The following is a 22,574-nucleotide window of genomic DNA, read 5'->3' as shown; positions in this document are numbered from 1 at the left end:
CTTCCGGGTAGGCTATGCTGCCTCTCACACCTGATTGAGGATCCGCGCTGCCAATGCTGCCTTGTCCTGCGGCAGGAAGCGTCCGTAGTGCTGCTGCACGACGTCGGGCTTATCCTGGATCGCGTAGCTTGCTGCTCGTAGGATCCTGTCTGCTTCAGAATATGAGCGGCCAAGACGTCTCGGACGTTATGGGGACCGTGGGGAAGGAGCCCTTTGATGGCACCGCGGCCGGTGTAAGGATTGTAGATGCCGTATCGCTGGATCGTCAGCCGCCAAGCCTCATAGAACGTCGCTGATTGTGAGCGGCGTCAACGCTGGTCGTCTTTACTGTCTTGACGAACAGCGTGCCCGGATCGGGTGCGCGACCCAGCAGCACCTTCCGATGTCGCTCTATGTAAGCGTTGAAATCGGTGTCTTTCGAAAAGTTACAAGACCCAGAAGGTAGGGCCATATGTTCTCTAGGATCCAATCCGGCGCGACGGGAGCAAGGCGGACGTCGCAGTAAGTCGAAATCTTCTTCTGAAAATGGCGTCCGGAAAGGTCTTCGTTGGGCATGTGTCATTCCGCATCTTTTCTCCGGCCTCAGGCCGAGGGCACCAGATCTCCGATCTCGCTGAGGAAGCCTCCGGGAAATGTGGTCCTACCTCGAAAGCATATCTTCATGCGCCCCCGAATTTGCCGAATAGTGGCGTGCTAGGTTATCGGGAACGTAAAATGGCAGTTGGCGCCGACGAAAAGCTGTCCATGGTCATCAATGATAAGCTTGCAAGCATAGGCGACTCTGAGCAGGCGGAGGACCAGCTTCGCATTCTCGCTGAAAGCCTCCATCAACTTTCTTCTCATCGTTCGCCAGAGGAGATTTATGCCCGCCTGAAGCTGGTTCTACGGGCAAGACGGGGGCGCTCCGTCTGAAGGGTTCTTCCGCCTAAGGGAGCGGGAAGTGTAACTTCTCAGTCTCAATGAAGGACAAGGACACCAACAAGTGGTTGGCCGAGGCAGCATATACGGAAGCTGAAGGCAGTCTAGAGATGCCACACACAAGCTACGCTCTACACAGAATGCTTGAAGAGATGTTCCTACGCCCTGCGCGAAAGAGACGCTTGATCAGAAAGCAAAACAGCTTTGTTCACCGAACAAATGAGGGCTTTGTTTTCCACCTCGATCCGCGCGAGTATGTCGATCGCGCCATCTTCGTGGAGGATATCTACGAGAGACGGTTTCTACATTTCTTGCGGGGGCGCTTCCCGAAAGGGGCCGTCGCGTTGGACGTCGGCGCGAACATTGGCAATCATTCAATCTACCTCAGCGGCGACTTTTCCCTGATTCATTGTTTTGAGCCGAACGCGGAGACGTTCCGGCGCCTAACGCGGAATATCGAAGCGAACGGTCTCGCTCATGTGAAAGCCCATCAGGTGGCTTTGGGGGAGTGTGACGAGATCTTGGCGTTCCGAGAAAACCTCGACGGCAATCTGGGCAACAGTGGTTTCATGGGTGATGAGAAGCCCGTAGAGCGGTGTCGGATCAAGCCGATCCAGGTTCACCCGGGCGATGTCGTGGTCGATGATCTGGGACTGAGCCGGCTGGACTTCATCAAGATCGACGTGGAAGGCTTTGAACCTGCGGTTTTGCGCGGCCTCCGATCCACCATATCCCGTTACCGTCCGATCCTTGCCTTTGAGTGTCACGGGCAGCATTCAGAGAACAAGGCCTTCCTTGAAATCGGGAGCTGCTTGCCCAGCTACGTCTTCTGCGAACTCGTTTTTGCTCCAGCATCCGCTTCTCCGCTGGCGAAGCTGAGGTGGCAGTTGAAGCATGGCGAGGAGCCTGTCCTAAGACAAATCAGCGAACCTGAGCCGCGCAGCTACGAGAACATCTTGGCGTTCCCCGACCATCAGCTGCTGCGGCAGTTCGAGAAGCCGGGTGGCCGAGCAGCCAGGTCCGGGACCGCCCGTATCTGGTAACGTTGGAGCCATGACAGCTTGGCGACAAATCGGTCCTCTGCGGTAGGAAGTACTACTGCTTTGGGTGATCTTTCAGGATGCGAAGCACCCGCCTAGACTTGCCCGACAATAGGTTCCATGGCCACTCCTCCTCGGTCTTCGGGGAGGCCGAGCGAGGGAGACGATTGCATGGGGTGAGGGAGGACTATCGTTTGGGCCTCGGAAAGCAGTTGCATCGGACGAGTTGGCAGTTCGCATTGTGGCGGCTTATGTTCGTGCGCACAAAGTGCCGAAAGCCCAGTTGCCATCGCTCATAATCACCGTTCGCTGCGCCTTACGAAAAATTGGCTTGTCGCAGCTAGCCGGAGCCAGCGATACCCGGATTTCGGCGGTTCCTGTTGAGAATTCGCTGACTCCGGAGCATCTAGTCTGTCTTGAAGACGGATTGCCCTTCAAGTCGCTGAAACGCCACTTGCGGGAACAGCATCAGATGAGCCCGAACGACTACCGAGCGAAATGGAACCTTGTTTCGGATTATCCAATGGTTGCCCCTTTGTATTCGGAGAAGCGTTCGCAGTTGGCAAAGAAGATGGGGTTGGGGGGCACCCCTAAGTCCGGCGACAGAAGGACATAACATCCTGTGACCTTGGACAGTTCACAGGCTTTGACCGCTCCGTATTTAACACCTGATTTTGACAGTCCATCGAACATGAGATGTGAGTACGGACTTGCGGACAGGTTGGCACGTTACGAGTTTCCATAGATCAAGATCGTACAGGCTGATTTTGGATGTTCGCCTGACCAGGCCAATCGAAGTGCGGGAGCCCAAGACCCGGTCGGTTTTACAGCGGTGACCGTCGGTGCAGGTTGTCTCCAGTCGCCCGGACTCAGTCAAGAAAGCCTTCTGCACTGATTGCGGCGAGGAAAGCATCGCGCACCTCCTCACGTGTAGCACGTCGACGCAAAAACTCGGACGCAAGGTGACGGGCCCTGAGATATTCATCGCTCCGACGCCCGGGCCAGCGGTTGGTGAGGAGTGAGAGGGCTTCGGCGGGATTTTTGATTGCAAGTCTACGGTGAGCGCCCAGCTTGACGAGGACGGGCGCCGACCATTCACTCCATGCTGGATCCGGATCCGGTTGCTCCATACGCGTACGCGGTGCTCTGGAATTTCTCGGCATCCTCGCTCTCCGATTCGCGATAAGGAATGCGCTTTACGTTACCATGCTAGCACAACCTGGTTAGGTTGATGAATTTTGGACCGGCACCGTGAGCCGGTCCGCTAGGCGTATCGGGCAGCGACCGCAGTAGTTCGTCCATCGCGTTCAAGCCGGCAGGAGGCTCTGGACCGCACCCCACTTGGGGTTCCGGTCGCCTTCAAATTCGAGAAGCCCCCAACTTCCCCATTTGCTGGGTTCAGCCATGGATGCGAAAAAGGCGAAGAGATCTCCACCGGCTTCGTGCCAGATCTTGAGGTGACGTACATAAAGGTCGTTCATGCGGCGATCGCGGTTGGCTGCTATGAACAGATCGGTAAGTTGATCGTCATTTTCCGTTCCTCCATATCCGACCAGATGCTGGCCGCCCTCATAGGCTGCCAAGCGTAATCCATAGCGGCGTGCCATGGCTCGTTGGCTCAGGATGTGCGTGCGATTCTTGTTATCCACCTCCTCATTGAGGGCTTCAAACAGCCTATCCAGCGACCAAGTCCGAACATCTTCGGCGTGATCGGGAGCTCCGAAAGAGCCGCCGAAATAGGGTGCGATCGCTAGAATATCGGCATGATCAGCCACTCCTGGCACCGAAAGGATGGTCTCGCTGGTCCAGGGATTTTCGAACTGAGCCGCATACACCCCGAGGATGCGAGAAGCTTGCGCAGCAAAGACGCGCTCCCAGATTTTGATGATTTCCGTTGTGCGGGTCGCATAGAAGCGCAACTGGGCTTCGAAAGGGTTGGACGAGAGTCCCTCAGTCAAGCCTCGCTCCTGCGCATAGGCAGCCTGGGAAAAGATTGAATTCCACACCTCGTTTGAGTACTCTAGGTAGACAGGAAGAGCAGGGTCTAGATGCTCCAGAGTCTGCGTCGCAAACCGCTCAATATAGTCGTCATCGGCCATATGTGGAACGTTGAACCACGGAGGCACGCCTGAGCGGTTCGCCAGCTCGATCATCGTCTCCAGCGCGACTCCCTGGTGAGATCGGCCAAAGCTACCCTGGCGGACACGCTCCGACCAGGCTTTAACCGGTGAATCGTTCGTCGCCATCCAGTCCATGAATCTCAAAACGGAAAAGCCTTTCAAGCGGCTCAGGAAGTCTCCCCGGAAGGTGTCCACAGTGGCGGCTTCGCTTTCGACAAGTCGGATATTGCGGATTGGATCATCGGCGGCCGTATGGATGAGCCTGATGGTGAAGGCGTCATTTTTGCGCAGGTTGCGGACGTGGTCGACGCCGGGTCGGCGCTCTACGAGCTCGGCGCCTCCGATATAGGCAATACGGCCACGGCCGTCGTAGTGCAGCGACAGGGTCGGCGAGAGGTGCTTCCGATGCGAACTGTAGATCAGGAAGCTATCGACAAAGGATCCGTCCGGTATTTTGGTCGGATAGCCGTCCTCGGTCAGGGGGGGAAGGGGCTCATCCCAGGTGAATGGAGCACCTTGCACCTGAACACGCCATGGAGCTGCATTATGTGCGAGGTTGGTGAAGGGGGTCTCGCTGGCCCAGTAGCTTGTTCCGCTCAAATTCAACCCCAAGGGGACGCTGCCTGATGCCTGTCGGCGCGCTGTCATTGCCAGCGCAGAGCGTTCCAACACCCCGGCGGTAATCAGGCCCAACGCATCTCGACGAGTAAGCAAGGTGCTCTCCCTTCAGTGCTCATTCAGGCTGCGATTTACGTGTTGAGCAAGAATACCAAAGGGAGGGGAAGCTACTCCTATTGGACATGGTGCGGAGTTGTCGCCCGCGCGTGTAGCTTCGGGGTCTGGCATTGGCGGTCACAGGGGACGATATGCCGGAGTACATCAAGGCACTCATCTACGTCATTGCCGTTGCGGTGCCAGCATTATTGCTGGCGAACCGGCTGGCGTCACCTCTGATAGCTTCCCGGGAGCTTGGGCTCTGGCAGGGCAGTTGGCTTGCTGCCACAGTTTTCGCCTTCCTCTCACGTGACTTCATGGTCTTCATCGTGCTGATGTCGCTGCTGAGCCTTTTTATTCATCTCCGTTCCAAGGAACCTGCGGCCCTCTACATCGTCTTGCTTTTCTCCGCCCCGTGCCTTGCTGTCGGAATAGGAATTCCCGGGGTCTTCAATCGAGTGCTGGATCTCAACCTGCCGAGGCTTCTCAGCCTGAGTCTTCTTTTACCAGTCGCCATAGGGTTATGGTCGGAACCGAGCAATCGCAGTCTGCGGGGCGTGGACTTGCCCGCGATCGGATTTTGGGCCTTGCTCACGGCGCTCGCTGCGCGACAGGATGATATCGCATCTGTACTGCGCCTCCCGCCGGGCTACTTTCTTGATATCCTGCTTCCCTATTTCGTTTTCAGCCGGATCGTGTGCACGAGGCAGCACCTGGATCGGGTCCTTACCGCAATCGTCGTTGCTGCCCTCCCTTTGGCTGCGATCGGCATGTTCGAGTTCTGGCGCTCCTGGCGAGTGTATTATGTGGTGGTCCTCGAGTGGGACATTGACCTGATCACGCCCTACCTGTTCAGGGACGGCTTACTGCGCGCGGCCGTCACGGCGATCGAGCCGATCGCCTTTGGCTTCCTGTGCATGGTGGCGGCCGCATCAGCCATCTCCATTACGGATCGAAGAATTTCATCCCGCTGGCGCAGCCTGACAGTATTGCTTCTTCTGGGCGGTCTGGGAGCCAGTATATCTCGCGGTCCCTGGCTTGGGTTCGCGTTGTTCGTACTCGTGGTACTTCTTAGCGACAGCCGCGCACGGCGTACCGGCATGCTTGCCATAACCGGCCTCCTCATGGCGATTTACCTGCTGCCGATGCAGGTCTTCGAGCGGCTCTTCAACCTATTGCCCTTTGTCGGGTCTGCGGATCGGGGAAGTGAAACGTATCGCGAGAGGCTGTTTGAACAGTCCCTGCTTGTCATTCAACGCCAACCACTGCTCGGGTCCAAGGACTTCATTGCTGCCCCCGAGCTGCAAGTTCTCGTGCAAGGGCAAGGAATTATCGACATCGTCAACAGCTACCTACAGGTGGTGCTGGAGTTTGGGCTGTTCGGACTCGCGCTTTTCGTCTCCGTGTTCGCAGTTCTTGGCGGTCAACTGGCCGTTCGTTGGCTTCGGCGCAAGGATGAAGCAGCCTATTACCAGGGGCTCCTGGGCCTAATCGTTGCGATCGTGTTTACGATCGCTACGACCAGCAGTGTATCCTTTATCGCCCAGATCTACTGGGTCAGTGCCGGAATGATTGCGGGCCTGCTGCGTCGCCCGGAGGTCCTCAACCCGGCGCCCGATGCCGAGCGTGTCGGTCGCGACGCACCCGCGCTTCAAGGGATACGGGTTCTTGGTCGTGGGATATGACACGCGACATGGAAGTGGAGGTCTGTTCATGCGAGGCGATGCCCATAAACACTCGCGCTACGCTTCTAAGGCAATAGTGCTGGTCTGCATTCTCGTCTGTGGCAGTGGAGCCCTTGCGGGAGAAGAAGACGTGAGTGCGAAAGTGATGTTCAGCGGCCACAGTCTGCTCGACAATCCGCTTCCGGACTGGGTGGAACGCATTGTCCGCAGCAAGGGCGGTTTCCTCGAGTGGGAGGAGCAGATCGTCATCGGCTCTCCCGTGCGCGTTCGCACCTGGGGGGACGGCGGCTGGTCGGGATATCGCAGAGGCAAGAACAGAGGAGGTGACGATCGCGACATCGCGAAGGAACTGCGTCAGCCACAGGATGGCGAGCCCTACGATGCCCTGGTCCTGGCGGAAAGCCACTCGGTGTTAGGTGCCATCATCTGGGAGGACGCGGTCGGATACCTCCGTCATTTCCACGACCGGTTCACCGAGGGAAATCCCGCGGGGCAGACCTTCTACTACCATGCCTGGCTCGATATCGATAAGACAGCACCCGCAGCTTGGCTCGAGCATGAGAAGAATTCCGAGACGGTCTGGCAATGCATTGTCGATCGGGTCAACCTGTCACTGAGCGACGAGGAACGGCCGGCAACCCTCCAGGTAATGCCTGCGGGGGAGGCGCTTACGGAGCTTGTTCGCCGAATCCTGTCCGGTGATATACCGGAGCTTCCCGGCCCCCCGAGACAGCAGCTTGATCGAGTGTTTTCCGACGATGTCCACATGACCGAGCTTGGCGCTTACTATCTGGCGGCCCTCCACTATGCCGTTCTTTTCGGGAGAACTCCCGAGGGAGCCGCAGCGCCGTCACATGTTTCGCCAAAGCTCGCGTTTGCGCTGCAAAGGCTGGCCTGGTTCGTTGCCCGACGGCATCAGGACGAAAGTCGCTCCCATAAGGCGGACATGTCAATGTGTAGAACAGAGATTACCAAGAAGGCGTGCATCAGCTATTGGACCTTGAAGGGCGAGTCCGGCGAGATCGCGAACTGTCGCTCCTTTTTCTCGAGTACCCTGGGGGAGCAAGGCGGCAATCCATTTGTGTGGCCTGTCGAGTGACAGCTCTGCGACACTCACTTGTATTCGATGAGGATTGGCCTCTCTCCCGCCATTCGGCGACCAAGGAAGTGTAACGCCCCTTGAGCTTCCGCAAATTTTCCGAGCAGACTGTACAGCGCTCGCGCCCAGCTTCTCTGGCGCCGCTTGAGCCGAATGAGCTGTAGCGGGTAGACGAATCCAATCGCTGCAATCCCAGGATGGATGAAGATTGTCGCCGTGGCTGTTGCGGGAAGCAGCATCGACCAGAAGAAGGCCCTGATGAGATTACGTCCCCAGATCGTATGCTGGCTGGTTCGGTGGATCAGGTACACCTGCATGTAAGCATGACCGGCACGGGCAGTTCGCCGCCACCACTGGTGGAGCGTCAGCAGGTTGGCGTCATGCAGCGACATCTCTTCGCTCAGTCTCCAAATGCGAAGGCCGAGTGCTCGCAACCTGACGCACATTTCCGGTTCCTCTCCGGCAATAAGGTGTTCGCGATAGCCGCCCGCCATCCTAAGGGCATCCACCCTTGCCAGAATGTCTCCGCCACATTCGCGAACCTCTCCCGCCGCGCCATCCCATTCATTATCACAGAGCGCGTTGAAGGTAGATCGCCCAGGATAGAGCTCCCTGCGCCGACCGAAGACGACAGCGATCTGCGGATCGCGTTCGAGGAAGTCGGTGCCGATCAGAATCCAGTTCGTCTGCAGGAGACAGTCCCCGTCCAGAAACTGGACGAACCTAAGTCCGCGATAACTCTCCAGAAGATAGGCGAGCCCAGCGTTTCGAGCACGGGCAGCGGTGAAGGGCAGCCCAGGATCGAGGCTTACGACGGAGAAACCATGGGCACGAGCAATGGCTGTGCTGTCATCGCTGGAGCCAGAGTCAACGTAGACAGCCCTGCTACGAAACTCTTCAACGGACCGCAGGCACTGAAGCAGGCGAGGGCCTTCGTTGCGGCCAATAACCACTACTCCGACGTCATCCAGTCCGCCCATGCCCATTACCTGACTTATCTGCCGACATTTTGCTTGCTGCGAACGTCCGTGACGAAGCCTTGCCACATTAGAGTATAGAATGGCGGCGAATCGGGCGGACGATCACATGATTCTGGCGTGTCTACTTGGCCTCGGTACCGGCCTGCTGTTCAAACCCTTGACGCTCGTTCCCATCATTGTCGCCTATTGCGCGATCTCCCTGACGCTCCCTCTGCTTGCCGCGGACCTCGAGGCACCGTTGCTCACGACGCTGCTGACCAATCTCGTCCTGCTCAACCTCGGCTATCTGGCTGGCGCGTTGCTGAGCCGCATTCTCCCGAGAAGCTAGCTAGTCGTCGCCAGTGTCGATGAGGTGTCAGCGGGAAGAAAGTTAGTCAATGGTAGTAACGGAATCCCAAGGGCTCCTCTAAGTGATAAATGCGGTGAAACCGCATGTCCTGTTATGAAGGTCATGCGTGCGGGCGGGCATAGAATGGGTGGGGTGGCACGAGATGCAGATCGGCTATTTCACAAACCAGTATCCCTCGGTGAGCCACACGTTCATCCGTCGCGAGATACAAGCGTTGGAGAGACGTGGCCATGTAGTCCAGCGTCTTGCAGTACGCCCTTCCAGAACCGCGGTCATTGATCCAGCCGACGTCGCTGAGGCGAGGCTCGCGCACTATATCCTCGAGGAGCGTACCCTAGTCCTCCTTGGCTGCGTCGCAAGGATACTCTTCCAGGCACCCCTCCGCTCGATGCGGGCATTGATGCTCATGGTCAATCTGGCGGCCCGCAACGGGAACAGCTACGCGCGCCACATGGCGTATCTGTTGGAAGGGATCGTCCTCGCCTCCTGGTGTCGTCGCTTCGCGCTGGAACACTTGCATGTCCACTTCGGCACGAATCCCGCAGTCGTGGCGCTGGTAGCCCATGCCATCACAGAAGTCCCCTTCAGTATCACCGTTCATGGCCCCGAGGAATTCGATCGTCCCGAGGCATTGAGCTTGTCCGACAAGATTGCTGCGGCGGCATTTGTTGTCGCCGTTTCTTCCTATGGCCGGAGCCAGCTGCTGCGTTGGGTGCCGATGGACTGCTGGAAGAAGATCCATGTGGTGCATTGCGGGGTAGGTGATGATTATCTCAATGCCGTCTCGACCGCTCAGGGAGACGATCGGCGTTTGGTCACTGTTGGGCGGCTAGCCGAGCAGAAGGGACATTTCATCCTGCTCGATGCCGCAGCGGAATTGCGTGCCCACGGGATTCGGTTTCACCTCACCATCGTAGGGGAGGGACCCCTTCGTGGCGATATAGAGCGGCGGATCAGCCAGCTTGGTCTCGATGACTGCATCGAACTTTTGGGAGCAGCAACGCAGGATCAGGTGAAGGAGCAACTGCTAAGGGCACGCGCGCTGGTGCTGCCGAGCCTGGCGGAAGGCCTACCGGTGGTTCTAATGGAGAGCATGGCTCTGGGACGGCCTGTTCTGGCGACCTTCATTGCCGGCATACCGGAACTGGTGACACCGGATGTCGGGTGGCTCGTCCCTGCGGGAGATGCGAAGTCTCTGGCTCGGATGCTGCGCCATATCCTTACCCTGGATCCGCATACTCTGATGGTGTGCGGCGAGGCAGCACGTCATCGCATTCGAGAGCGTCACGATGTGCGCGAAGCGGCTCACTTGCTGGAGCACTTGATCACCACCCACCAGGCTCAGCCCGCGTCGATCGGTCGGGGCAAGGATGCGCGGAACTTGGCAGGTAAAAAATGGAACGTCACGCTGTGGCGCACAAAGTCCTTGAAAAGGTGAGGCGGGTCAACTGTTTGGCCTCTTCGAGTCAGAACAATACGAAGATGCCACAGGGTCTGTCCTGCGGCCCATGCAAGATCGGAAAGTGCCATGTACCCGCGACCGTAGTGCTTCATGAAGAAGCGCTGGCGCGACCGGAACCAATAGGGAGGACGGCGGCTCGGAAGCATCTTCCTGGTGACGCCGGTGGACTGGCCGACCAGATGCACGATATGGCTGTCGGGAACATGCCAACATTCCCAGCCATTCCGCGCAGCGCGCAGGCATAGGTCGACCTCTTCGAAGTAGAGGAAATAATCAGGATCAAAGCCGCCGGTGTCCTCCAACAACTCCATTCTCGCAAGCAGAGCGGCGCCGGACACCCAATCCATCCTGGCCGGCAAGTCCGGTAGCTTGGGAGCAATCCTCCACATGGACAATAACCGGGAGAGCAGACCAATCCTGGCTTCACTTTCCAACTCCCCCAAGACTGTTGGGAAGCGGAATGCGCAGGCCTGGGGAGTTCCATCTGGATCCTCCAGATGAGCTCCAACAATCCCCGCTCTAGGATGGATGTTCAGAAAGTCGAGGAGCGCTTGCAGCGCGCCCGGCCGCACGAGCGTGTCCGGGTTGAGGAACAGTACGTAGCGTGGTGGTCCGAAGCGCCCGATGGCCGCTTCGAGTGCGCAATTGTTCGATGCCGAAAAGCCACGGTTGTCTTGAAGAGGCAACATTAACACCGCTTCTGCCCAGCTGTTTTGGGAGATCGCTTTCTCGAGCATGGGCACCGAGTCATCTCCCGAAGCCGCGTCAGCGACCACGACATAGCTTTCAGACGGCAGCGTACCGGCAAACAATGATGTCAAGCAATCAACCGCAAGTGCGCCGGTCCGATAGTTGACGATAACGATGATCAGTTGTGCGCTCATAGCCCATGCCTGCGCGCCCTGTTAAGTACAACCTGAAGCCTCTGATCCGAATGGAAAAATGTACGGCATATATCGAAATCGCTGCGCGTGGTGAAGTTGCTCGCGAGTACCAGCACCGTCGAATCGGCGCGGCTGACCAACTGCACCGCCTTGTCGCTACGCAGGAGTGGCGGCAGGTCGAGAATAATGATGTTTGGCGAAATTGCCTGTTTCAGGAGCTCGATGCTGTCAGCCAGTTCCGCATGCCCGGTAATCCCGATTTCACCGGGGCGCGGCCTCACGAGGTTGAAACGGACACCTGCAGCGTCGACGATGAGATGTTCGCCGCGATCAGAGCCGCCTTTGGCGGGGGGACTCAGATTGAGGAGGTTCGTCGTGGAGGATGTCTTATCACCGGTGTCGATCAGCGCGATGACGCCGGCGGCCAGACGGGCAAAACTAAACGCCAAGTTCAACGCTGTCACCGAGGACCCCGTCTTCGGCGTTGGTGCCGTAACCGCAAGGACGTGCGCGGCGGGCCCGAGTTGGTGGTTTACAATCTGATTGCGCAATACGTCGTAGGCGCGTGTGACACGGTGATCGGGGCAGAAGGCAATGACCCGGCGTTGCTGCAGATAGGTCGCTGACAGCGGATGGACATGGGTAGGCGACAGAGGAAAACAGAGTGCGTGTTCGCTTACATCTGCGCAAGATGCTGATTGTGTTGCGTCAGTCAGCTGAGGCCCCCCAAGACGATCTGCGATACGACCGCGTGGACGGATACTATTGTGCAGCTTCATCTTGCTTACCCCCGTTGACGTTACCTGCGGCCACCGGGCCGATTGTTCGAGGCTGGTTCTCGGCTGGATTCCTCGTTACCGGGAAAGAGCCTTGCCCGGACGGGGTGGCTTCCAGTCCGGCACCAGCACCAGCGTCTGGCCCTCTAGTGCTTCATTCAAATCGAAGGTTCCGCGAACCCGCTGATCCAATAGGTCGGAGGCAACCAAAGTCCCGGTCCCAATCGCTGCCGAAGCCAGCAAGACGCCGGCGAGCAATAGTAGCCTGCGTGGCCCAGACGGATTTTTTGGCACGGTAGGACGCTCGAGTATGTCCACCTGAAATGCGATGTTCTTCAACTCCAGTCGCTCGCCCATCAAGGCAGTCGAAAGCCGACCTTTCATCTCGTCCAGGCTACGCTGAAGTGACTGCCGGTCCGCCTCGATGATTGCAAGCTTGCCTTTAGCTTCGGTTGCTAATGCGATGGAGTTCTTCAGCTGTGCGATCCTTGTCAGGAGGTCAGCTCGTCGGGAAGTAGATGCCTCATGGCGCGGTCGCGCCTGGTTGAGGCGCTCCGCTATCAGTGCGAGGTCGGGAGGCAGCATACCTACTGCCGGTGCTGCCGCAGTGGAGGCCGTATCATAAGCCCTTTTCATCTCCGCCGCCCTCTGCTTCAGAAGGCGAAGTTGCGGATGCTCGTCGGTGTAAAGCAGGTGCGCCTCGGCAATCTCGGCATCGATCGCTGCGATCTGATCTTTCAAACGAGCCCGGGGACTTGTGGCGTCAAGCCCCGCACGGAGCTGAGCGTCGAGAAGCTTGATCTCCTCCTGACTCGCCGCCAGCGTTTGCTGTACGGTCAAAAGCTCGTCTTCCCTGCCCTGCAGTTCAATAAGCATCGTCGGAAGGCGATCAGGCTGCGCATCCTGGTTCTCCAACCCGAGACGCGACCATTCTTCCTCCTTGAGCTTTAGGCGGGCGGATAGATCTTCCACCTCTCTTTGCAGGAACTTGGTCGTCTCGGATGCCTGTGAGGTCCTGATGCGCCGATTTTCCTCGATCACCATGTGGATGAGCGCGTCGGCGACGGCAGCCGACGTGCTGGCGCTGGTGTGTTTGAAGCCGAGGAGCACGGTAGCACTTGCCAATCCGTCTGAGCCTTCGGAAAGGTTCGTCTGCAGGGTTATGTTGCTTCGAACCATCGTGGCAATCGCTGCTTCCGACACCGTTTCAGGCAGATCAGGGTACAGATTGAATCGATCTGCCAAGGAGACGAGATTGTCTCGAGACAGTACTCGTTGATCGATGAACCGAAGCCTGTCGTTCGCGACAGTCGGTGAGACCAGGGACGAGGATATCTGCTGGAAGTCGATGATAAGCAGCCCTTCGCTGTAGAAAGGGCGCTCGAAATTGAGGGCCAAGTAGGTCCCGCCGACCAAAGTCAGAAGGCCCGGCAAAAGCGCGACGAGCGGTCGGCGAAGAAAGAGCAGGAGGTAATAGATGGCGTTTCGCCAGATCAATTCGACCATCACTGCGTCTCCGGCACTGCAGAAGTGGAGGCGCTCCCGATGGCCGTACTGGCCGAGGCGGCCAAGTTCGGCGTTGCCGCGGTAGACTGCGGGTGCTCCGCATATCGCACGCGGACGAGATCACCCGCCTGAAGGACTGAAGTTTCAGCCGCTTCCAACTCGGAGGCTATACCGTCGCGCATGCGGATTATAACGTAGCCGATGGTCCGCTCGCTCCGGTCCTGTGCCGCACTGGCGCTTGCTCCATAAATGGACATGATCCTTTTGCTGTCCGACAGACGTTCAGTAGTCTCGTCATAGGCCCGCCGCGCCGCCTGCAGATCGGTCAGAAGTTGTGTCTGGCGCTCCTGCCGGGCGGCCTGATACCGCGCTGTTTCAGCATTTGCGGCTCTTTCGGTGGCCACCATTTCCGTTGTGAGTGCACTGATCCGTCCCTCGAGTTCGGCAATCTCGGCTTCGTGACGGTTGCGTTGCGAACTCTCCGCTCCCCCGCGCGCGATAAGGTTCGAGACGCTTTTCAGTCGATCTCGGGCGAGTTCGATCCGGCGTGTCACCGTTTCCACCTGCTCCTCAAGCGCCTGCATGTTTCGGTCATTCAGTTGCTTGGCCTGCCGCTGTGCATCTTCCAAGGTTGCAACCGTCAATGCCCGCGCCTCCATGAGTGCCTGCTCCTGAACCAGCAAGGGGTCCTGCGAGGCATTGCTGTCGTCGAGGATGGAGCTTCGGCCTGCAATCTCGCCCTCCAGCCGCAAGATGCGCGCAGACAATTCGCGGAGACGCTGCTTGCCGTCATCAACTTGCCTGGCGACAATGACGGACCTGTCCTGGTCGGCAGGAAGCACGGCCGCGCGATATATGCCGCCCGCGACGGCAATGGCATGCAAGACCGTCATGTTCGATCTGTAAGGGAAGGCGCCGGGTTCGGTCACTTCGCCGACGACATAGATCACCGCATCGCGCCCGGGACGCAGCATAAGCGTCAGGTCTGCCTGCCTGAATAAAGGCCTCAGCCGCTCACGCAGAGTCTGTTCGAGCTCAAGCAGAGTCTGTCCCTGGGCAAGGACGTGACCTGCAAGAGGCAGTGATATTCCTCCATCTGGCCCGACGACGACATCCCGTCGCAGATCCTGGGACTGCGCCATCCAAACCTGAACAGTGTCACCGGGTTGTAGCGTGTAGGATGCTTGCCCCACTGCCGGCGAAGGCGGGAGCATTCCGGCAAGCAAAGCTATCGCCAGGGGCGGCCATGTGACCTTTCCCAACATCGCGGATCCCTCAACCCATTACGATCAACCATACTAGGGCTCGGTTGCACACATTGAGAACCAAGCTCAAAGCGGTAATCCCACTTTGCCTATCGTATGACGCTGAGGGGAGTTGGCCCCCGGAAGTGGTACGTGCGCCGCTGATGGTCATATTGGCGGGGTCCGAAGTCCAGCCTAGCCTCGTGGCATCATCTTGAGGCATGCTGCATGAGCACGATTGGGTGGATGGTCACAACAGCGGCGGCAATCGCCATTACGGTTGCGTTGCCTGGAGCGGGAGAGCCGCTTGCAGCAGCTCCGGCGGCGGTTGCCGCGGAAGCAAAGCCGCCAGCGACGATGTTCTTGCTGATATCCGGGCACAGCCTCACCGATCATCGCCTGGCGCGCACGCTCGAGGCGCTCCTGTCGGGCCAGGGGCACCGGATCCTGTGGCAGCTCCATTCCTTGGAGGGTTCCTCGATACGGCAACGTTTGGCGCAGCACCTTGGAGATGACAAGGTCTTTTCGGGCCATGCTCGGGGCTCGAACACGTTCGACGAGAATGGCGGTGTTTCGGATGTACTGATCGTGACCGAGCAACACCGAATCCTGGATGCGCTTGCTTGGGAGGGCACCTCGTCTTCGCTTCGGCGCCTGCAGGAATGGTTCGCCACGCAGCGTCCAAACGCAAAGAGCTTCTTCCTGACGCCCTGGATAAGTCGCGCCGATCTGGACGACACTGACGCATGGGTCCGCTACGAGAGGGCGGCCCACATCATTTGGGACCACGTGATCGCCCGGGTGAACGAAAGGCTGCGCCAACAAGGCCAAAACCGAGAAATCCAAGTTATACCGGCGGCACTTGGGCTTGCCTTCACTGTGGAAGCCCTTCGGTCGGTTGAGGAGCTTGAAGGGTTCGAGGGCCATAATCGGAATGAAAGAGTGGAAGCCCTCTTTGACGATCAGGTTCACCTGTCGCCGCTCGGCGTATTCTACCTCTCGGTCCTCACTGCCATGGTTCTGACCGACACCAAATGGCATAGTGACATTTCAGAAACGGCCGCAGGTTCCGGTTTAGACGAGCGACAGGCTCGTCAGCTCGTTCGCCTGGCCGAGCAGTTCTTGGAAAGATATGGGGCGCGCCCGGCGGTCGTACATGATACGACTTTGACGACGCGCTTTTCTTTCATCCTCCAATACCTCCATTACACTGATCGTGCCTATGGCTGGTCAGGAACGAACCAGATGATGCGGCCTGTGCGGAAGCTCGTTCGGTTTGTGCGGCTGGGATGGCGTTTCCGCAATGGCTTCACTGATCCCTGATCTGCTTGCCGACGTGAGGCATCTCTCGTTGGCGTTCGGCCGGACGCGAGGAAACCGTACCGCAAACTAGGTAGGGAAATCTCCGTTTAGGGTAGCGGTTCGGTCGGCGCAGATGTGTGATGATTGTCTTCAGATCTTCCTGCGGGGGCTACGGGGACGGGGGTATCGACTTGCTTTACTGGCGGCCACTCCACCACCATGTGCACAAGGTATTCCGGCGTCCTCAGCGCAGCTTGCAAGCGTTGGCGACAGAGCGCTGGATGATCTCGCCGGCGACGATGCGATACATTGCACCTGCCTTTTTCCTTCCCGGCCAGATTGAACGCATTCGTGGCACCGAGTTCGGTCCTCCGGAAGAGATTATCCGTGGCTTGGCCGGCGGATATACGAGCGAACAATCCGCGACCTGGGGCCTTCGTCTGACTGACGTGGATCTTCTGGATGGCACCCTTTACACATCGAAGGGAGCAGCCCTCCTGAGGTCGAGAGCTTCATCCATTCCATTATATACGCGTCCATCAGCGGCGATAGGACGAGCGACAATCACAGAAAGCTGGATGGGCAACCGATGGTTCGGCATGTGGCTGCTGGACGACTGCTTGAGAGGATTGTTACCCGAGGGAGACGGGTCGGTAGTGCGCACGCGTGCCCGGCCAACGGATCATCAGCGCGACTATGAACACAGATTGGGCATTTCCGCCACTCCGGTAGACGATACACATTTCGATGAACTCTTCGCCTTCGGAGATGAAGGACATAACGACGGCAAGCGTGACCGTGCGGAGAGAATGCGACATATGCTCGTCGGGCCCTTGTCGGTATCACGTCATGCCGGTGTCTTCCTCCTTCGTGGCAAGAGCGGCGAGCGCCGATTTCTCCTCAATGAACATGAGATCGCCGAAAAACTCAGCACCGAACGTGGATTTCGGGTCATAGATCCGACCACTGCCCCGTTATCGACTTTGATTGAGGCATGTGCGGGCGCACGAGTGGTCGCGGGCGTGGAAGGAAGCCAACTAGCGCACGGAATGGTCGTTATGCCGCCCGACGCCAGCCTGCTCACCATTCAGCCGAGTGACCGCGTGGTTTCGGTCCTCAAAGTGTCGACTGACAGGCAAGGGCAGAGGTACGCCTTCGTCGTAGGTGACGGCGGCAGGGATGGGTTTAGAGTTCACTGGGGCGAGGTTGCCGCCACATTGGATCTTTTGGAGGCGTGATGGGTAAGCCGACTCTCATACCTCAACTCAAACTACCACGCCTGCAGCCTCTGGCGCGACGCAGGGAAGCCACAAGCCCGTCGCTGCTCCTGTTCATCGCTGATGTGCGGAGAGACTATCGGCGGCATGGATCGAGCATGAATGCCAGCTTCCTGGCCTTGTTCGCCTACCGGTTTGGGCGGTGGTGCGATCAGCGTAGACATCCAGCTACTCTGTGGCTGGCCCGGAAGCTTTACGGTCTGATTAATACCCCGATCGCGCTTGTCACACGGATATGGATTCCACCAACTGTGGTTGTGGGCGAAGGTTTCCACATCATCCACGCGGAGGGCTCATTGTCGATCCATCCCCATACGATTATCGGCAAGCGCTGCGGCATCATGCACAACGTCACGATTGGGACGAACATGAGAGGAGGGCCTCCGATCATCGGAGACGATGTCTTCATCGGTGTAAACGCGACGGTTCTGGGAGAGATCAAGATCGGGGATCGTGTACGGATTGCGGCGAACACGGCAGTAATGACGGACGTACCCTCGGATAGTGTTGCTTACGGGTCACCTGCGCGGATCGTCCCCAGGCTCTGTGCCTTCGAGGTCCAAACGGCAACCACCGAAAGGGCCCGGCAATGAGTGCGTTGGCGACGAGCTTCTACGATCTCCTGGCGGACAATGTTGCCGATGCCATTGATCGCGTCGCAATCGTGGAGGACGGAGTCGAGTCCACCTATGGCGAGTTGTCGGAAGTCACGGATCGTCTTGCCGACCATCTTTACGAAGCAGGCGTGTCGCGTGGTGACCGCGTTATAATCCAACTCCGGAAGAGCATAGCGGAAGTCGCGGCGATGTTCGCCGTAGCGAAACTGGGAGCGGCGATCGTGAACGTCAATTCCCAATGCACTGCGGAGCAGGTGGCCTATATTGCGAATGATAGCGGCGCGTCCTGCATCATCCTAGATCCCCGGGCAGCAACCGCTCTTTCGACGCGGGGCCTACCGACCTCGGTGACTCGGGTTCTTGTTAACGGCACGCCTCCCGTTGACGCACGGTTCACGGACTGCAGATCGAATTGTGGCTCTCGATCGCCCAACGTCGCTCGGCGAATGAGCACCGATTTGGCTATGATCATCTATACCTCGGGCTCGACTGGCATGCCGAAAGGTGTCATGCTGAGCAACAACAACATTCTCGCCGGTGCTCGCTCTGTCGCCCGCTACCTGGGACTGACGCAGGACGACCGCCTACTCAGTGTGCTTCCGTACAGTTTCGACTATGGTCTCAACCAGTTGACGACGATGATGTTGCTTGGTGGGACTGTGGTTCATCAACCGGTCCCCTTGGCGGCCGAGGTCATCAACACCATGGAGCGCGAACGAGTGTCGGGCGTGGCCGCGGTGCCGCCGCTCTGGGGGCAAATCGTGCGCGCTCTCACGGCGTCGCCACGGAGCTTTTCTTGCCTTCGACGTGTGACCAACTCAGGGGGATCTATGGCCCCCAACATCCTGGCGAAGATGCCCCTGGTCTTTCCAGGAGTCGATATCTTTCTCATGTACGGCTTAACTGAAGCCTTTCGCTCGACCTATCTGCAGCCGCACAAATTCGCGCTGAAGAGGGGCAGCATCGGACAAGCCGTTCCCGATGCGGAGGTCTTTGTCATCAAGCATGGAGTTGGTCTAGCTGGCCCTAACGAGGAGGGTGAACTGGTGCATCGGGGGCCTCTGGTAAGCCTCGGTTACTGGGGCAGACCTGAGCTGAGCGCAGAAAAAATTCGTCCCTGTGCCGAGCTGGTCGACCGGATAGGGCTGGAGCCGGTGGTATACAGCGGAGACACCGTCCGGATCGACGCAGATGGCGACCTATGGTTCGTCGGCCGCGCCGATATGATGATCAAGACGAATGGATTCAGGGTCAGCCCGGAGGAGGTCGAGGATCACATATATCGGAGCGAGTTGGTGTCGGAAGCAGTCGCCTTCGGCGTCGATGACGAAGACCTGGGGCAGGCGATTCATCTCGCCGTCACGCCATCTCAAGACAGCTCCGGCGAAGACATGCTGTTGCACTACTGTCGCAAGTCGCTGCCGAGTTACATGATGCCGAGGCACTTCCATTTTTGGCCTCAGCCCATGCCACGGACCGCAAGTGGCAAGCTTGATCGTCCTGCCGTAGTAAGCGAGTGCAGGCAACGGTTCGCCGTAACAGATGCGGTCGCACCTATTCCGCGAGCACCACTCAATGAGGGAGCATTGTCATGAAGCTGAACGAAGACACCCTGCTGAGCTACCTGCATGAGACGCTGTCGGTCTCGGATGTTCGGGTCGAAAGCACCCTGTTTTCCTCGGGGCTCCTAGATTCAGTCTCCATGGTGAACCTGCTCACGTTCATTGAGCAGGCCGGCGGAATGGTGATCCGCGCTGAAGACGTGACGCTGCAAAACTTCGACACCCCCGCGCGAATCCTGCGTTTTGTCGAGGCAGCGGCCTGATGGAACAGCCGGCGACGCTTGACTGGTGGCTGGAGAGGGCGGCCGCGGAATTTGGGACCCCATGTTATGTCTACTTCATGCCTCAAATCAGGAAACGAGGCCGGCATCTACGCGAGGCTTTCGCGCAGCAGTTCACCATCAGCTTTGCTGTAAAGAGCAATCCAAACGGTGTCCTCTTGGACCGGCTCCGCGATGTCGTCGATTATCTCGATATCTCCTCCGCAGGGGAATTCCGACGGGCTCTTGCCGCGGGGTGGCTGCCGGAGCGGATGAGTTTCACGGGTCCGGGCAAGACGCAGGCGGAGCTCCTGGAAGTCATTTCCGGCGCTCTTGGTGAGCTTGTCATCGAATCGACGAGAGAAGCAATCGAAGCCAACAGGATCGCAGCACGATTGAAGCGGCGGCAGAAGGTGCTGATAAGGCTATCGCCGACGTCGATTCCAAAGGGTTTTGGCGATCAGATGGGTGGTCGACCCTCGCCTTTCGGTATCGATGTCGAAGATTGCGATGAAGCCATACTGGCCATTGGCAAGCTTGAGTGGCTCGATGTCACAGGTTTCCACATCTACGCCGGCACACAGGGCCTCAAGGCGGATGCGGCGGTGGAGAATTACGCAAGCTTCCTGGATATCTTCAAGACAGTCTGCAGGCGTCATGGCATCGTGCCGGACAAGCTTATCTTCGGTTCCGGCCTGGGCGTACCCTACCATCCTTCCGACGTGGCAATCGAACTCGAGCGCGTCGGGACACAAACGGTCGCGCTATTTGAAACCCTTAGGGGCGAGCGCCGCTTCCGTGAGACTAAGCTGATAGTCGAAACAGGCCGCTACCTAGTCGCCGAGGCCGGTTATTTCCTCACCCGCGTCGTCTCCACCAAGCTATCGCGCGGTACGTGTTTTGCCGTCTGCGACGGGGGGATGAACCATAATCTGCCAGCAAGCGGCCACTTTGGTATGGCGTTGCACCGCAACTACCGCATGCACAAGGTTGGTGGTGGAGGGCCGGTCGAGCGGGTCAACCTGGTCGGTCCGCTATGCACGTCGATCGATCGTTTGGGGTGCGATGTTGACCTTCCCCGGCTCAACGTCGGCGACATCGTCGCTCTACACAACAGTGGCGCATACGGTCCCACCGCAAGTCCCGTCAACTTTATCAGCCATGAGCCGCCGCTAGAAATCCTGGTAGATGAGACTGGGATGGTTGACGTAAGTGACGGGGCAGGGGCCGCCTAGTAAGCCGCACGATAGTCGTGAAGCTGAAAGACCGTGCGACATACGATCTTGAGATCGAGCATCATTGACCAGTTGTTGATATACCACAGATCAAGTGCGACGCGCTCCTCCATCTTCTGCAGGTTAGGCGTCTCTCCGCGACAGTTGTTCACCTGGGCCCAACCGGTCAGTCCAGGCTTGACGTGCCGGCGAAAGATGTAGGGACCGATCTGGTCGTCGAAGAAATCGTCGTGAGCCACAGCATGCGGCCGAGGCCCTACTACCGACATCTCTCCTTTCAGGACGTTCCAGAACTGCGGAAGTTCGTCAATGCTTGTGGAGCGAATGAAGCTGCCGACACGAGTAACACGAGGATCTCCCCGCCTTGCCTGTCTGACCTCGACTCCATTTTCCTGCACAGTCATGCTCCGAAATTTCACAATCTGAAACGGCCGCCCGCCGTAGCCTTTTCGTACCTGCCTGAAGAATACTGGGCCTGGGCTGTCTAGCTTCACGGCGAGCGCAACAAATGTAATCAGAGGCGCCAGCGAGATCAGAGCGATCACCGAAAAGGCGATGTCAAAGAGGCGTTTCACCATGCTTTCATATGTAGTGAACGGAGGGCGTTGCGTTTGAAAGCATGTCAAGCCTCCGATCTTGTGCTTTGGGTGGGAGACGACGGCTCCGATGATGGCCTCGAAAGCTATATTGACCGGAAGTGTCGAGCGTTGCAGAAGCCGAAGATGGGCATCAAGTACCCCTATCTCTGCATCTCTCCAGAGGATGACGATCTCATCGAGATGAGGCTGCGGTTTGGTGGCCACGCGCGTAAGCTGATCCTCACCGATCGAGCCATCGTCTCTTATCCGCACGACTTCAGCCACAGTCGTTCCTGTGCGTATGGCCTGATCCTGGAACTTCCAGACCGGGAAATCCTCACTGCAGATCAGCAGCAAGCGGCGTCGACCAAATGTTCCGTGCGAGACTGCTACTGGAAGAAACCAGCGCCAGAAGGAGCGAAGGCTGATCAAGCCTATGATCCACAGCGCCGTCGACACAATAATTGATCCACGTGACAACGAAGCTCCGAGCTTCAAGAAGAAGATCACGGTCAGCAAGAAACCGAGAGCGGCGGGTATAAGAACACATATCAGCCTGATCTGCCGGCGTTGTGAAAGGATCGCTTCCGGTCGATAGCCCTGCGCGCCGTGCATCGCCAGAACGAAGCCCATAGCCATCACGAGGCCGATGCCGATATAGCGGAAGGGGTCTGCATCAAGGTTGAAAGTGAACTCCTCGTAGAGGACGAACCCTGCGGCGGTCGTGACGAGCAGGAAAAGAAAATCGACACCCGCAACAATCCAACCAATGGCATTGTACGCCAACCCCTCGAAGGAACTTGTCTGTCCGTTCGCGCGGTAGATACGCCCGAGATGCGACTGCACGTCCCCAGCCATGATTGTTACCCCAACACCCTCCTCAAACTACACTTCCCAGGTGTGGTGGAACAGACGCTACCTTCTACGCCTTCCGGCGGATGGCCTTATTGCGAAGTGAGAAGTTCA

At 58.1% G+C, this 22,574-nt stretch carries 21 protein-coding genes and 1 pseudogene; 13 read left to right on the top strand and 9 right to left on the bottom strand.

The window, feature by feature from the left end:
• Nucleotides 1-24 precede the first annotated feature (24 nt).
• A pseudogene (locus FN060_RS23210) lies at nucleotides 25-400 on the bottom strand (hypothetical protein); the annotation flags it as partial.
• A 314-nt stretch (nucleotides 401-714) separates the two neighbouring features.
• Between FN060_RS23210 and FN060_RS18865 the strand changes: the two are divergent.
• From FN060_RS18865 to FN060_RS18855, 3 genes are all read left to right on the top strand, one after another.
• Nucleotides 715-912, top strand: coding sequence for a hypothetical protein (locus tag FN060_RS18865; RefSeq protein WP_185929060.1), 198 nt, complete (start codon nucleotides 715-717; stop codon nucleotides 910-912).
• A gap of 47 nt (nucleotides 913-959) precedes the next feature.
• Entirely contained in the window at nucleotides 960-1,961 is a 1,002-nt protein-coding gene (locus FN060_RS18860) for an FkbM family methyltransferase (RefSeq protein WP_142589535.1), read from the top strand.
• A gap of 223 nt (nucleotides 1,962-2,184) precedes the next feature.
• Nucleotides 2,185-2,574 carry a Ros/MucR family transcriptional regulator gene (locus tag FN060_RS18855; protein WP_210310714.1) on the top strand — a complete coding sequence of 130 codons (390 nt, stop codon included), beginning with the start codon at nucleotides 2,185-2,187 and terminating at the stop codon, nucleotides 2,572-2,574.
• A gap of 253 nt (nucleotides 2,575-2,827) precedes the next feature.
• Here the strand turns inward: FN060_RS18855 and FN060_RS23570 are convergent, their stop codons facing one another.
• Both FN060_RS23570 and FN060_RS18845 read right to left on the bottom strand, forming a co-directional pair.
• Nucleotides 2,828-3,088: a DUF982 domain-containing protein gene (locus FN060_RS23570; RefSeq protein WP_052640228.1), complete on the bottom strand. Its 261-nt coding sequence runs from the start codon at nucleotides 3,086-3,088 to the stop codon at nucleotides 2,828-2,830.
• A gap of 177 nt (nucleotides 3,089-3,265) precedes the next feature.
• Complete coding sequence (locus tag FN060_RS18845; RefSeq protein ID WP_244665860.1) at nucleotides 3,266-4,792, bottom strand: hypothetical protein; 1,527 nt, start codon at nucleotides 4,790-4,792, stop codon at nucleotides 3,266-3,268.
• A 317-nt stretch (nucleotides 4,793-5,109) separates the two neighbouring features.
• Here FN060_RS18845 and FN060_RS18840 point away from each other — a divergent pair, with 317 nt between their 5' ends.
• Together FN060_RS18840 and FN060_RS18835 are read left to right on the top strand one after the other, a co-directional pair.
• Entirely contained in the window at nucleotides 5,110-6,477 is a 1,368-nt protein-coding gene (locus FN060_RS18840) for an O-antigen ligase family protein (protein ID WP_183949806.1), read from the top strand.
• A gap of 130 nt (nucleotides 6,478-6,607) precedes the next feature.
• Nucleotides 6,608-7,576 (top strand): hypothetical protein, encoded by a 969-nt coding sequence (locus FN060_RS18835; RefSeq protein WP_142589533.1) that lies wholly within the window; start codon nucleotides 6,608-6,610, stop codon nucleotides 7,574-7,576.
• A 14-nt stretch (nucleotides 7,577-7,590) separates the two neighbouring features.
• Here FN060_RS18835 and FN060_RS18830 read toward each other — a convergent pair whose 3' ends face one another.
• On the bottom strand, nucleotides 7,591-8,556 hold the full coding sequence (locus FN060_RS18830; RefSeq protein WP_142589532.1) for a glycosyltransferase family 2 protein: 966 nt from the start codon (nucleotides 8,554-8,556) through the stop codon (nucleotides 7,591-7,593).
• Nucleotides 8,557-8,635: 79 nt separating this feature from the next.
• Here FN060_RS18830 and FN060_RS18825 point away from each other — a divergent pair, with 79 nt between their 5' ends.
• Nucleotides 8,636-8,884 (top strand): hypothetical protein, encoded by a 249-nt coding sequence (locus FN060_RS18825; RefSeq protein ID WP_142589531.1) that lies wholly within the window; start codon nucleotides 8,636-8,638, stop codon nucleotides 8,882-8,884.
• A gap of 127 nt (nucleotides 8,885-9,011) precedes the next feature.
• Nucleotides 9,012-10,343 (top strand): glycosyltransferase, encoded by a 1,332-nt coding sequence (locus tag FN060_RS18820; RefSeq protein ID WP_142589530.1) that lies wholly within the window; start codon nucleotides 9,012-9,014, stop codon nucleotides 10,341-10,343.
• Here FN060_RS18820 and FN060_RS18815 read toward each other — a convergent pair.
• The 4 genes from FN060_RS18815 to FN060_RS18800 all read right to left on the bottom strand — a co-directional run bounded on the left by FN060_RS18815 (nucleotide 10,247) and on the right by FN060_RS18800 (nucleotide 14,747).
• Nucleotides 10,247-11,251: a glycosyltransferase family 2 protein gene (locus FN060_RS18815; protein ID WP_142589529.1), complete on the bottom strand. Its 1,005-nt coding sequence runs from the start codon at nucleotides 11,249-11,251 to the stop codon at nucleotides 10,247-10,249. The genes FN060_RS18820 and FN060_RS18815 overlap by 97 nt on opposite strands.
• Nucleotides 11,248-11,715: a P-loop NTPase family protein gene (locus FN060_RS18810; protein WP_142589528.1), complete on the bottom strand. Its 468-nt coding sequence runs from the start codon at nucleotides 11,713-11,715 to the stop codon at nucleotides 11,248-11,250. The genes FN060_RS18815 and FN060_RS18810 overlap by 4 nt, the downstream gene beginning before the upstream one ends.
• Before the next feature lie 390 nt (nucleotides 11,716-12,105).
• The gene (locus tag FN060_RS18805) at nucleotides 12,106-13,533 is read right to left on the bottom strand and encodes a GumC domain-containing protein (RefSeq protein WP_142589527.1); all 1,428 of its coding nucleotides are present in this window, start codon (nucleotides 13,531-13,533) and stop codon (nucleotides 12,106-12,108) included.
• On the bottom strand, nucleotides 13,533-14,747 hold the full coding sequence (locus FN060_RS18800; RefSeq protein WP_280514344.1) for a polysaccharide biosynthesis/export family protein: 1,215 nt from the start codon (nucleotides 14,745-14,747) through the stop codon (nucleotides 13,533-13,535). The genes FN060_RS18805 and FN060_RS18800 overlap by 1 nt, the downstream gene beginning before the upstream one ends.
• A 258-nt stretch (nucleotides 14,748-15,005) precedes the next feature.
• Here FN060_RS18800 and FN060_RS18795 point away from each other — a divergent pair, with 258 nt between their 5' ends.
• The 6 genes from FN060_RS18795 to FN060_RS18770 all read left to right on the top strand — a co-directional run bounded on the left by FN060_RS18795 (nucleotide 15,006) and on the right by FN060_RS18770 (nucleotide 21,030).
• A complete protein-coding gene (locus FN060_RS18795) occupies nucleotides 15,006-16,100 on the top strand; it encodes a hypothetical protein (RefSeq protein ID WP_142589525.1) in 1,095 nt (364 codons plus the stop codon).
• Nucleotides 16,101-16,360: 260 nt separating this feature from the next.
• Nucleotides 16,361-17,317: a glycosyltransferase family 61 protein gene (locus FN060_RS18790; RefSeq protein ID WP_244665858.1), complete on the top strand. Its 957-nt coding sequence runs from the start codon at nucleotides 16,361-16,363 to the stop codon at nucleotides 17,315-17,317.
• Between the two features lie 335 nt (nucleotides 17,318-17,652).
• Nucleotides 17,653-17,949, top strand: coding sequence for a serine O-acetyltransferase (locus FN060_RS23205; RefSeq protein WP_244665857.1), 297 nt, complete (start codon nucleotides 17,653-17,655; stop codon nucleotides 17,947-17,949).
• Entirely contained in the window at nucleotides 17,946-19,568 is a 1,623-nt protein-coding gene (locus tag FN060_RS18780) for an AMP-binding protein (protein ID WP_142589523.1), read from the top strand. Before FN060_RS23205 ends, FN060_RS18780 begins: the two co-directional genes overlap by 4 nt.
• Nucleotides 19,565-19,798, top strand: a complete 234-nt coding sequence (locus FN060_RS18775) for an acyl carrier protein (protein WP_052640206.1) — start codon at nucleotides 19,565-19,567, stop codon at nucleotides 19,796-19,798. The genes FN060_RS18780 and FN060_RS18775 overlap by 4 nt, the downstream gene beginning before the upstream one ends.
• Nucleotides 19,798-21,030 (top strand): type III PLP-dependent enzyme domain-containing protein, encoded by a 1,233-nt coding sequence (locus FN060_RS18770; RefSeq protein ID WP_142589522.1) that lies wholly within the window; start codon nucleotides 19,798-19,800, stop codon nucleotides 21,028-21,030. The genes FN060_RS18775 and FN060_RS18770 overlap by 1 nt, the downstream gene beginning before the upstream one ends.
• On the opposite strand, the gene FN060_RS18765 is transcribed toward FN060_RS18770, so the two are convergent.
• The gene (locus FN060_RS18765; RefSeq protein ID WP_142589521.1) at nucleotides 21,027-22,466 is read right to left on the bottom strand and encodes an exopolysaccharide biosynthesis polyprenyl glycosylphosphotransferase; all 1,440 of its coding nucleotides are present in this window, start codon (nucleotides 22,464-22,466) and stop codon (nucleotides 21,027-21,029) included. The genes FN060_RS18770 and FN060_RS18765 overlap by 4 nt on opposite strands.
• Nucleotides 22,467-22,574 lie beyond the last annotated feature (108 nt).

The sequence above is a fragment of the Pseudorhizobium halotolerans genome, from assembly GCF_902153235.2.
GTDB lineage: Bacteria > Pseudomonadota > Alphaproteobacteria > Rhizobiales > Rhizobiaceae > Neorhizobium > Neorhizobium flavum.
Note: the sequence above shows the minus strand (reverse complement) of the source record. Positions and strands in the feature narration are given on the sequence as shown.